Below are 10,559 nucleotides of genomic sequence, written 5' to 3' on the forward strand. Positions count from 1 at the left end.
GCCCCGTCCGCCGCCCCTTTTGTTGCGGCGGGATGAAATCCGCAGCCCCGGGCGTTGGTGCCTTCCGGTAGGCCAGGTGGAACAGCTGGATCGGAGCCTGGTCACCGGTGGAACAGCTGGACCAGCGGACAGGCCGGCGGACAGGCCGAAACGGGAGGCAACGCGTGACGGGCGCAGAGCAACAGGGGTGGGGCCGGCGGCTGACCGGGTACGCGTGGCGGTACCGGCGCAACGTCGTGCTCGCTCTCGGCTCGTCGCTCGCCGGAATGGCCGTCATGGCCCTTGTTCCGCTCATCACCAAGGTGATCATCGACGACGTGGTCACCGACCACACCCGCTCCCTCACCGTCTGGACCGGACTGCTCATCGGCGCGGCCGTCCTCGTCTACATAGCCACCTACATCCGCAGGTACTACGGCGGCAGGCTCGCCCTGGACGTCCAGCACGACCTGCGTACGGACATGTACACGACGATCACCCGGCTCGACGGGAAACGGCAGGACGAGCTGTCCACCGGGCAGGTCGTCGGCCGGGCCACCAGCGACCTCCAGCTGATCCAGGGGCTGCTGTTCATGCTCCCGATGACCATCGGGAACGTGCTGCTCTTCCTCATCTCCCTGGTGATCATGGCGTGGCTCTCGCTGCCCCTGACCCTCGTCGCCCTCGCCGTCGCCCCCGCCCTCTGGTTCATCGCCCGCCGCTCCCGCACCCGTCTCTTCCCCGCCACCTGGTACGCCCAGAGCCAGGCCGCCGCCGTCGCCGGAGTCGTCGACGGGGCCGTCTCCGGGGTCCGGGTCGTCAAGGGCTTCGGCCAGGAGGACCAGGAGACCGGCAAGCTCCGCGAGGTCGGGCGCCGGCTGTTCGCCGGGCGGCTGCGCACCATCCGGCTGAACTCCCGCTACACCCCCGCCCTCCAGGCGGTGCCCGCGCTCGGCCAGGTCGCCATGCTCGCCCTCGGCGGCTGGCTGGCCACCCGGGGCGAGATCACCCTCGGCACGTTCGTCGCCTTCTCCACCTACCTCGCCCAGCTCGTCGGCCCGGTCCGGATGCTCGCCATGGTCCTCACCGTCGGACAGCAGGCCCGGGCCGGTGTGGAACGCGTCCTGGAGCTCATCGACACCGAGCCCTCGATGCGGGACGGCACCAAGGAACTGCCCGCCGACGCCCCGGCCGGCATCGAGTTCGACGACGTACGGTTCGGTTACGACAAGGAGAGGCCCGTCCTCGACGGGTTCTCGCTCACCGTCGAACCCGGCGAGACCGTCGCCGTCGTCGGTGCGTCCGGCAGCGGCAAGTCCACCGTCTCGCTCCTGCTGCCCCGCTTCTACGACGTCTCCCACGGGGCCGTCCTCATCGGCGGCCACGACGTCCGCGAGCTGACCCAGGCGTCCCTGCGCTCAGCCATCGGGCTCGTCCCCGAGGACAGCTTCCTGTTCTCCGACACCATCCGCGCCAACATCGCCTACGGCCTCCCCGACGCCACCCGGGAACAGATCGAGCAGGCCGCCCGCGCCGCCCAGGCCGACCGGTTCATCGCCGAACTGCCCCAGGGGTACGACACCACCGTCGGCGAACACGGACTCACCCTCTCCGGAGGCCAGCGCCAGCGTGTCGCCCTCGCCCGCGCCATCCTCACCGACCCCCGGCTCCTCCTCCTCGACGACGCGACCTCCGCCGTCGACGCCCGTGTGGAGCACGAGATCCACGAGGCCCTCAAGCAGGTGATGGCGGGGCGCACCACCCTGCTCATCGCCCACCGCCGCTCCACCCTCCAGCTCGCCGACCGCATCGCCGTCCTGGACGGCGGGAAGCTCGCCGCGATCGGCACCCACGAGGAGCTGGAGCGCACCTCCGCGCTCTACCGCCGCCTCCTCACCGACCCCGACGAGCTGGGCGGCACCTCGCCGGGCCACCGGCCGCCGCGCCCGGAGGCCGGCCCCGAGGACGACGACCGTGCGCTCCAGGAGGAGCTGGACGCCGAGTTCGACGCGGAGCGCGGCATCACCCCCGCGCTGTGGATCCGTGAGGAGGAGGAGCGGGACACCACCGTCGCCGGCATGCCCGCGACGCCCGAGCTGCTCGCCCAGGTCGAGGCCCTGCCGCCCGCCACCGGCACCCCCGAGGTCGACGAGGCCGCCGCCGTGCGGCCGGAGGACTCCTACGGGCTGCGCCGGCTGCTGCGCGGCTTCGGCGCGGTCCTGCTGATCAGCCTCGGGCTCGTCGCCGTCGACGCCGGCATGGGCCTGCTGCTGCCCGTCCTGATCCGGCACGGCATCGACGAGGGCGTCTCCCAGCTCTCCACCGGCGCGGTGTGGGCGGCGTCCGCGATCGCGCTCCTCGTCGTGCTCGTCCAGTGGATCGCGCAGACCGGCGAGATCCGGATGACCGGCCGGACCGGCGAACGGATCCTCTACTCGCTCCGCCTGAAGATCTTCGCCCAGCTCCAGCGGCTCGGCCTCGACTACTACGAGCGGGAGCTGACCGGCCGGATCATGACCCGGATGACGACGGACGTGGACGCGCTCGCCACGTTCCTCCAGACCGGGCTCGTCACCGCGTTCGTCTCCGTGGTCACCTTCTTCGGCATCATGGCCGCACTGCTCGTCCTGGACGTCCAGCTCGCCCTGGTCGTCTTCGCCACCCTGCCCGTGCTGATCATCGGCACCGTCTTCTTCCGGCGCAGCAGCGTCAAGGCGTACGAGCTGGCCCGGACCCGCATCAGCGCCGTCAACGCCGACCTCCAGGAGTCCGTCTCCGGCCTCCGCATCGTCCAGGCCTTCGGCCGCGAGCACGACGGGGCCGCCCGCTTCGCCGAGCGCAGCGACCACTACCGCCAGGCCCGGGTACGCGGCCAGTGGCTGATCTCCGTCTACTTCCCGTTCGTCCAGCTGCTGGCCTCGGTCGCCGCCGCCGCCGTGATCATCGTCGGCGCGGGCCGGGTCGACAACGGCACGCTGACCGTCGGCGCCCTGGTCGCCTACCTCCTCTACATCGAACTCTTCTTCGCCCCCGTCCAGCAGCTCTCCCAGGTCTTCGACGGCTATCAGCAGGCGACCGTCTCCCTCGGCCGCATCCAGGAGCTGCTGCGCGAACCCACCTCCACCGAAGACCCGGACGAGCCGCTCGACGTGCTCTCGCTGCGCGGCGAGATCGCGTTCGAGGACGTCTCCTTCGCGTACGGCTCCGACGAGGAGGCCCTGACCGGTGTCGACCTGTACATCCCGGCGGGCCAGACGGTGGCGTTCGTCGGGGAGACGGGGGCCGGGAAGTCGACCCTCGTCAAGCTCGTCGCCCGGTACTACGACCCCACGGGCGGCCGGGTCACCGCCGACGGAGCCGATCTGCGCACCCTCGACATGACCGCCTACCGGCACCGCCTCGGCGTCGTCCCGCAGGAGGCGTACCTCTTCGCCGGCACGGTCCGCGACGCCATCGCCTACGGGCTGCCCGACGCCACCGACGCCAAGGTGGAGGCCGCCGCCCGCGCGGTCGGCGCGCACGAGATGATCGCCACGCTGGAGGACGGCTACCTCCACGAGGTCGCCGAGCGCGGCCGCAACCTCTCCGCCGGACAGCGCCAGCTCATCGCACTGGCCCGCGCCGAACTCGTCGACCCGGACATCCTGCTCCTGGACGAGGCCACCGCCGCCCTGGACCTCGCCACCGAGGCCCTGGTCAACCAGGCCACCGACCGCCTCGCCGGCCGCCGCACCACGCTGGTGGTGGCCCACCGGCTGACCACCGCCGCCCGCGCCGACCGGGTCGTGGTCATGGACCACGGGCGCGTCGTCGAGGACGGCACACACGACGAGCTGCTCGCCCGGGGCGGGCGGTACGCCCGGCTGTGGCGCACCTTCATCGGCGAGGGCATAGGGGAGGACGAGCCGGCGGGCGTCTGAGCGGCCACCGGGTCCACCCGGCCCCGGGGGCATCGGGCCCCGGTGGGCCCAGGCGGGCCGGCGGTGCAACCTCCCACGGGTCTGCTGCGTCGTAGCCAGGGACGCACGGGTGCGTACAGACGTCAGGTGGGGGCGAAGGTGTTCGACAGGGCTGCGGAGCCGGTGAGACCCATGAGACCGACAGGATCGACAGGGCCGGCGAGATGGCCGGGACCGGCGGGATCGCCAGGGCCGGCCGGAAGGCCCCTGCTGGTCCGCCTCCTCGTCCTGCTCCTGCTCGCCGGATTCGTGCCCCTTCTCGGCGCCCCCGACGTCGCCCGGGCCGCCTCCGGCTGCTCCGGCCGCCCCGCGAAGACCGTCGAGTTCTCCACGGGAGAGCTGCGCGTCTACAAGAGCCGCGCGCAGGCGTGCGCGGTGACCGTCGCCAAGAAGCCCGGCAAGCGGCGGACGATGAGCGTCACGCTCCAGGCGCGCGGCGGTCGCGCCGTCATCGACAAGGGCTCGTACACGAAGATGGCCGGGCCCGTCACGGTCAGCGCGCTGAACCGCTGTGTCCGGGCCACCGGCGCGATCGGCAAGAAGTCCGCCTCCACCGGGTGGATCCTCTGCTGAATCCGTGGGCCGGCCGGTCGATCCTCCCCACGGACACCAATCTTCTCCACTGACACGAACAACCGGGTCTGGCGTGGCGTGTGTTGCCCCGATAAGTTCACGGCGACTGTTGTGAATCAAGGGGAGAGTGCATGCGCAAGTCACTCACAGGGGTTCTCTCGCTCGCCGTGCTCATAGGCACGGTCGGAGCCACGGGGGCCTCGGCCGGTGCGGCCACCGCCGCGGAACCGGCCGCGAAGCGGAGCAGCGGAACTGTCGCGGGCAGCGAAGCGGGCAACGAGGACGTCAAGGACCGCATCCTGGCCATCCCGGGCATGAGTCTGATCGAGGAGAAGCCGTACGCGGGCTACCGCTACTTCGTCCTCAACTACACCCAGCCGGTCGACCACCGGCGCCCGTCCAAGGGCACGTTCCAGCAGCGCCTGACCCTGCTGCACAAGGACGTCAGCCGCCCGACGGTCTTCTTCACCAGCGGCTACAACGTCTCCACCAACCCCAGCCGCAGCGAGCCGACGCAGATCATCGACGGCAACCAGGTCTCCCTGGAGTACCGCTACTTCACCCCGTCCCGGCCGGCCCCCGCCGACTGGTCCAAGCTGGACATCTGGCAGGCCGCCAGCGACCAGCACCGGGTGTTCACGGCGCTCAAGAAGATCTACGACAAGAAGTGGCTGGCCACCGGCGGGTCCAAGGGCGGCATGACCGCCACGTACTTCGAGCGCTTCTACCCGAAGGACATGGACGGCGTCGTCGCCTACGTCGCGCCCAACGACGTCGTCGACAAGGAGGACTCGGCGTACGACCGGTTCTTCCGCAACGTCGGCACCGAGGAGTGCCGCGACAAGCTGGCCGGTGTGCAGCGCGAGGCGCTGATCCGCCGGGCCCCGCTCCAGAAGAAGTACAAGGAGCAGGCCGCCGCCAACGGCTGGACCTTCAACACCGTCGGCTCCCTCGACCGGGCCTACGAGGCCACGGTCATGGACTACACGTTCGCGTTCTGGCAGTACAGCCTGGTCGCCGACTGCGTGGACATCCCGGCCGACGCCAAGAAGGCCACCGACGACGACATCTACAACTCCGTCGACGCCGTCTCGGGCTTCTCCGCCTACGCCGACGCGGGCCTTCAGACGTACACCCCGTACTACTACCAGGCGGGCACCCAGCTCGGTTCGCCGGACATCAAGCAGCCCTGGCTCGGCAATCTGAGCCGCTACGGCTACCAGCCCCCGCGCAACTTCGTGCCCCGCTCCATCCCGATGACGTTCGACCGTGGCGCGATGCGGGACATCGACCGCTGGGTCAAGCGCAACGCCCGGCAGATGATGTACGTCAACGGCGAGAACGACCCGTGGAGCGCGGAGCCGTTCCGTCTCGGACGCGGCGCCAAGGACAGCTACGTCTACACCGTCGCCGGCGGCAACCACGGTTCGAAGGTCTCCGGTCTCCCCGAGGCCCAGAAGGCGAAGGCCACCGCCGACATCCTGCGCTGGGCGGGCGTCGCCCCGGCGGCCGTCGAGGCGGACCCGGCCAAGGCGAAGCCGCTGGCGAAGTTCGACAAGAAGCTGGACAAGCGCAACGGCGAGATCGAGCGCGACGAGGCCACGCTGCGCCCGTAGCGGACCCCGCACGGCTCTCCGCGCCGGCGTCTCCGGCGGCTCACGTGGGCTGCGTCCTCCGTCACTCTCCCGGTGACCGGCGGGCGCAGCCCACCGGCCTGTCCCCGCCCAGGGCGACGAACAGGTCCGTGGTGCCGGGACACTGCGCCCGCCGCTGCACCGCCGACTCCACCCGGTAGCGCGGGGCGCGTCCGCCCGTGTCCGCGCAGGCGGTCTCGGTGACCTCGCCCGCGCGGGAGGCCGTGACACAGTCCCCGACCACGGTCAGCGGGCCGCCGCCCCGCCCCGGATCGCCCGGATGCGGGGGCTCCAGATTCCGCATGCAGGCGTAGCCGGTGGTGAGCCGGGAACGGGCCCCGGTGCCCGTCTCCGACACATGCAGGACGAAGTCCGTGGCGTCGGGGCACGGCGGGCCCGACGCCAGGGTGCCGAGGTGCCGGGCGAGCACGGTGGCCACGGCCTTCTCGCTGCGGCAGAAGACCTCCCGGATCTCCGGGCCGCGCGAACTGCAGTCGCCGGGGCCGAGGAACACCACCCCGTACGGTGACGGGCCGGGCGAGGCGGGGGCGGACGCCCGGTCGTCGGTGACCGCCCCGTCCGGGGCCCGGCAGGCCGTCGTCAGCAGAAGCGCGGCCACGGCCAGCAGGGCGAAGCGGGCCGTGACCCGGACCCGCTGTGGAACCGGCGGCCGGTGCCGGGCTCCCGGGGAAGCGTGCTCAGCCATGAAGAAAACCCCCGATACGTCCGTACAGACGTACACCTGGCGCGGCCCGCCGGAGCGGGGCCACGCCAGGTGCGCGGGGTGCTTTGCGTCCGTGGCCGGAGGGCGGTGCCGTCCGGTCGCCGTAGGGCTAGTACGACAGCCCGTGGCCCACCGGATACAGCACCTGCGTCGGGTCGTCCGCGCGCTGCACCGGGACCGGGAGGGTGCCCTCCGGCTCGGCGTGGCCCGCGATCACCCGGGCGGCGGCGCGCAGTTCGACATCGGTCCAGGAGTACGCGGCGAGGCTCGCGGCGACTCCCGTCCCGGTGAGGTGCGCGACGTCGTAGGGGTTGCGGACCGCGACGGCGACCACCGGGACGCCGGTCGCCACGAGGGCGGTGACCAGGGTGCGCTGCGAGCTGGTGGCCGTGACGTTGTACGTCGCCACGACCACCGCGTCCCTGCCCCCGGCGGCGGCGACCGCTTCGGCGATCTTCGCCTGGTTCGGAGCCGTACCGGTGGACAGCGCCGTCGCCGTGAAGCCCATTTCACTGAAGGCGTCCCGCAGGGTGCTGGTCGGCGGGCCCGTCGTCCCGGAGGGGGAGGCCGGATCGGCCCCCACCACCAGCAGGTCGCGGTGGCTGCGGCGGGAGAGCGGCAGAGTCGCGCCCGGGTCGGCGAGCAGGGTCGTCGTGCGCTCGGCGATCCGGTCGGCGGCGGCCCGGTGGGCGCGGCTGCCGACCGTGCGCTCGACGCCCCGCCGGCTGACGAACGGGTCGCGGAACAGGCCCAGTCGGCTCTTCAGCCGCAGGATCCGCAGGATCGACTCATCGACCCTCGCCTCGCTGATCTCGCCGCCCCGCACCGCCTCCAGCACGGCGTTCCAGGCGACGGAGAGGTTCGGCGGGTTCAGCAGCTGGTCCACGCCCGCCAGCAGCGCGAGGACCGGCACCCGGTCGTCGCCGTACTTCGTGCGCACCCCCTCCATGCCGAGCGAGTCGGTGACCACCACCCCGTCGTAGCCCAGCTCCTCGCGGAGGATGCCGGTGAGGATCGGCCGGGAGAGCGTGGCCGGGTCCTCGGACGGGTCGAGTGCGGGGACCACGATGTGCGCGGTCATGATCGAGTCGATACGGGCCCGGATCGCGGCGCGGAACGGCGGGGCGTCCAGCTCCTCCCACTGCGCGCGGGTGTGGTTGATGACGGGCAGCCCGGTGTGGCTGTCGGTGCTGGTGTCCCCGTGACCGGGGAAGTGCTTGGCGGTCGACGCGATGCCCGCGCCCTGGTAGCCCTTCACCTGCTCCGCGACCAGCGCGGCCACCGCGGCGGGGTCGGAGCCGAAGGACCGTACGCCGATGACCGGGTTGGCCGGGTTGACGTTGACGTCGGCGTCCGGCGCGTAGTTCTGGTTGACGCCGAGCGCGGCCAGTTCGGCGCCCGCGATCCAGGCCGCCCGGCGGGTGTCGGAGCGTGAGCCGCCCGCGCCGAGCGCCATCGCGCCCGGCAGCAGCGTGGCGGGTTCGCCGACCCGGCAGACGATGCCGTGCTCCTGGTCGGTGGAGACGAGCAGCGGCAGCCGGGAGCGCCCGGCGAGCGCGGCGCGCTGGAGGCCGTTGGAGAGCTCGGCGATCTGGTGCGGGTCGCGGGTGTTGTGCGCCCAGGTGAAGTAGATGATGCCGCCGACGTGGTACGTGGAGATCAACTCGGCGGCCGTACGGACCCCGATCTCCTTGAGGTTCGCGTCGATGTCGGCCTGGTCGGGGTCGGTGGCGGAGTGCCCGTAGACCCGCATCACGAAGAGCTGGCCGACCTTCTCCTCCAGGCTCATCCCGGCGATGATCCGTCGCAGCCGGCGGTCGGTGGAGGCGTTCGTGGAGTGCGCGGACGCGGCGGAGGGGGTGGCGAGGGCGCCGGTGGCCGCGGCCGCCGTGGCGGCCGCGGTGGCGGTGAGGAGGGTGCGTCTTGAGGTGCGGTGGGGCACGTGAGCTCCTTCCCGGGGTGAAAGAAACTTTCAAGTGAGTACGCTTATATGGAAAATAACTTCCAGTCAAGAGCCCGGGCCGCCCGCGTCACGACCCGCACGCGAACGGAGGGACGCGAACGGGCGGACCGGAAGCGCACGGGCACGCCGCCCCGCACGCACACAGAAGCGGGCGCACGCCCCCCGCACGCACACGAAAGCGCGGGGTACGCCGCCTCGCACCGGCCCCCGCGCCCTCGTACCGCCCCGCCACTACTGCTTCGGAGCTCCGAGCCGCAGCAGGTACTCGCGCCCCGCGCCCAGCAGCCCCGGCAGCTCCGCCGCCCCCGGGTGCCAGCGCTTCTCGTACTCCCAGCACACCCACGTGTCCTGATCGAGCCCGTCCAGGCAGTCCGCCAGCGGAAGCACCCCGGAACCCAGCGCCACCGGGGTGAGGTCGTCCGCCGACGCGACGTCCTTCACCTGGACGTACCCCAGGTGCGGAGCGAGCACCGCCTGACTGGCGGCCGGCTCCTCACCGGCGAGCCAGGTGTGCAGCACGTCCCAGATCGCGCCGACCCGGGGGTGCCCGACCGTGGCGACGACCCGGGCGGCGTCGAGGCCCGCCCGGTGCGAGTCATGGGTCTCCAGCAGGATGCTCACACCCATGTCGGCGGCGGCCGGCGCCGCCGCACCGAGCCGCCGGGCGGCCGTCGCGTCGGCCTCCGCCCGCTCCTGGTCGCCGCCGCCCGGGAAGACCCGGACGTAGGACGCGCCCAGGTCCCGGGCGAGCTTCACCAGCTCGGACAGCTCCGCCAGGACCGGTTCGTCGTCCCCCTCGGCAGCAGCCTTCACATACCCGGCGAGGGCCAGGATCTCCACCCCGCCGGCCTTGAACGCCTCGACCACATCGGCCCGTTCCAGCGACGAGAGCCCCAGGTGCACCGGCTCCTCGGGGTGGACGCGCAGCTCCACCCCCCGGTAGCCGTTCCCGGCGGCGAGCCGGACGACCTCGGAGACCGGCGTTCCCGGCACCCCGAGGGTGGAGAATGCGAGCTTCATCGTGCGTGTCCTTCCCTTGATCCGACGCCCCGCTCCTGCCCGCCGGGCCGGTGGCTACTCCCGGGCGCCGGGTCAGTGGCCGCTCCCGGGCGCAGGCCTCCTCAGCCGGCGCCCCGCAGCAGTCGCTCCAGGCTACTCAGCAGCTTCAACGCGTCCTCGCGCCGCGCCCCCTCCAGCACGCCCGTGCCGGCGACCGCGCGCTGCTCGGCCTCCCGCACCCGCTCCGGGGTGACCACCCGCAGGGCCGCGGCGGCCTGCCGGGCGAACATCGCGAGCAGGTCCAGCTCCCGGACGCCCGACCTGGCCTGCGGGGAGGGGTCCAGCACCTCCAGCACCCCGAGGATCCGGGAGTCGCTGATGAGCGGGGCCGCCATCAGGGCGTTCGGCACGTACGCGGTCGACTCGGCCAGCGAGCGGTCGAAGGACGCATCGGAGCTCAGGTCGTCCACCACCATCGGCTCGCCGGAGGTCGCCACCCAACCGGCGATCCCGCGCCCGGCCGGGAACCGGCGGCCCACGAGGAACTCCTCGCCCTGCCCGGACACGGCCTGGAAGACCAGCTCGTCCGCCTCCTCGTCGAGCAGGAAGACCGAGCTGGCCTCGGCCCCGAAGATGGCGCGGGCCACGTCGACGACCGACTGGAGCAACTCGCGGCGCGGCGCGTCGGCGATCTGGGCGTCGGTGACCGGGGCGGCGGTGGGGGAGAG

7 protein-coding genes are annotated in these 10,559 nt (G+C 72.5%); 3 read left to right on the top strand and 4 right to left on the bottom strand.

The window, feature by feature from the left end:
* The first annotated feature begins 164 nt into the window (after positions 1 to 164).
* From HET64_RS31215 to HET64_RS31225, 3 genes are all read left to right on the top strand, one after another.
* A complete protein-coding gene (locus HET64_RS31215) occupies positions 165 to 3,899 on the top strand; it encodes an ABC transporter ATP-binding protein (RefSeq protein WP_215110507.1) in 3,735 nt (1,244 codons plus the stop codon).
* Positions 3,900 to 4,070: 171 nt separating this feature from the next.
* Positions 4,071 to 4,511 (top strand): hypothetical protein, encoded by a 441-nt coding sequence (locus HET64_RS31220; RefSeq protein ID WP_251146136.1) that lies wholly within the window; start codon positions 4,071 to 4,073, stop codon positions 4,509 to 4,511.
* Between the two features lie 131 nt (positions 4,512 to 4,642).
* Positions 4,643 to 6,127, top strand: a complete 1,485-nt coding sequence (locus HET64_RS31225) for a S28 family serine protease (RefSeq protein WP_215110508.1) — start codon at positions 4,643 to 4,645, stop codon at positions 6,125 to 6,127.
* 61 nt (positions 6,128 to 6,188) lie between these two features.
* Here HET64_RS31225 and HET64_RS31230 read toward each other — a convergent pair whose 3' ends face one another.
* The 4 genes from HET64_RS31230 to HET64_RS31245 all read right to left on the bottom strand — a co-directional run bounded on the left by HET64_RS31230 (position 6,189) and on the right by HET64_RS31245 (position 10,523).
* Positions 6,189 to 6,851, bottom strand: a complete 663-nt coding sequence (locus HET64_RS31230) for a hypothetical protein (RefSeq protein WP_215110509.1) — start codon at positions 6,849 to 6,851, stop codon at positions 6,189 to 6,191.
* A 127-nt stretch (positions 6,852 to 6,978) separates the two neighbouring features.
* Positions 6,979 to 8,811, bottom strand: coding sequence for a glycoside hydrolase family 3 protein (locus HET64_RS31235; protein ID WP_215110510.1), 1,833 nt, complete (start codon positions 8,809 to 8,811; stop codon positions 6,979 to 6,981).
* A gap of 252 nt (positions 8,812 to 9,063) precedes the next feature.
* Positions 9,064 to 9,852 carry a sugar phosphate isomerase/epimerase gene (locus HET64_RS31240; protein WP_215110511.1) on the bottom strand — a complete coding sequence of 263 codons (789 nt, stop codon included), beginning with the start codon at positions 9,850 to 9,852 and terminating at the stop codon, positions 9,064 to 9,066.
* 101 nt (positions 9,853 to 9,953) lie between these two features.
* Positions 9,954 to 10,523: a GAF domain-containing protein gene (locus tag HET64_RS31245; RefSeq protein ID WP_215110513.1), complete on the bottom strand. Its 570-nt coding sequence runs from the start codon at positions 10,521 to 10,523 to the stop codon at positions 9,954 to 9,956.
* Positions 10,524 to 10,559: the final 36 nt, after the last annotated feature.

This window comes from Streptomyces sp. McG3 (assembly GCF_018619185.1).
GTDB lineage: Bacteria > Actinomycetota > Actinomycetes > Streptomycetales > Streptomycetaceae > Streptomyces.

Excerpts from the sequence above, each read along its gene's own strand:
- HET64_RS31220 (WP_251146136.1), top strand. The coding sequence starts at position 4,071 with ATGAGACCGACAGGATCGACAGGGCCGGCGAGATGGCCGGGACCGGCG.
- HET64_RS31225 (WP_215110508.1), top strand. The coding sequence starts at position 4,643 with ATGCGCAAGTCACTCACAGGGGTTCTCTCGCTCGCCGTGCTCATAGGC.
- HET64_RS31230 (WP_215110509.1), bottom strand. The coding sequence starts at position 6,851 with ATGGCTGAGCACGCTTCCCCGGGAGCCCGGCACCGGCCGCCGGTTCCA.
- HET64_RS31240 (WP_215110511.1), bottom strand. The coding sequence starts at position 9,852 with ATGAAGCTCGCATTCTCCACCCTCGGGGTGCCGGGAACGCCGGTCTCC.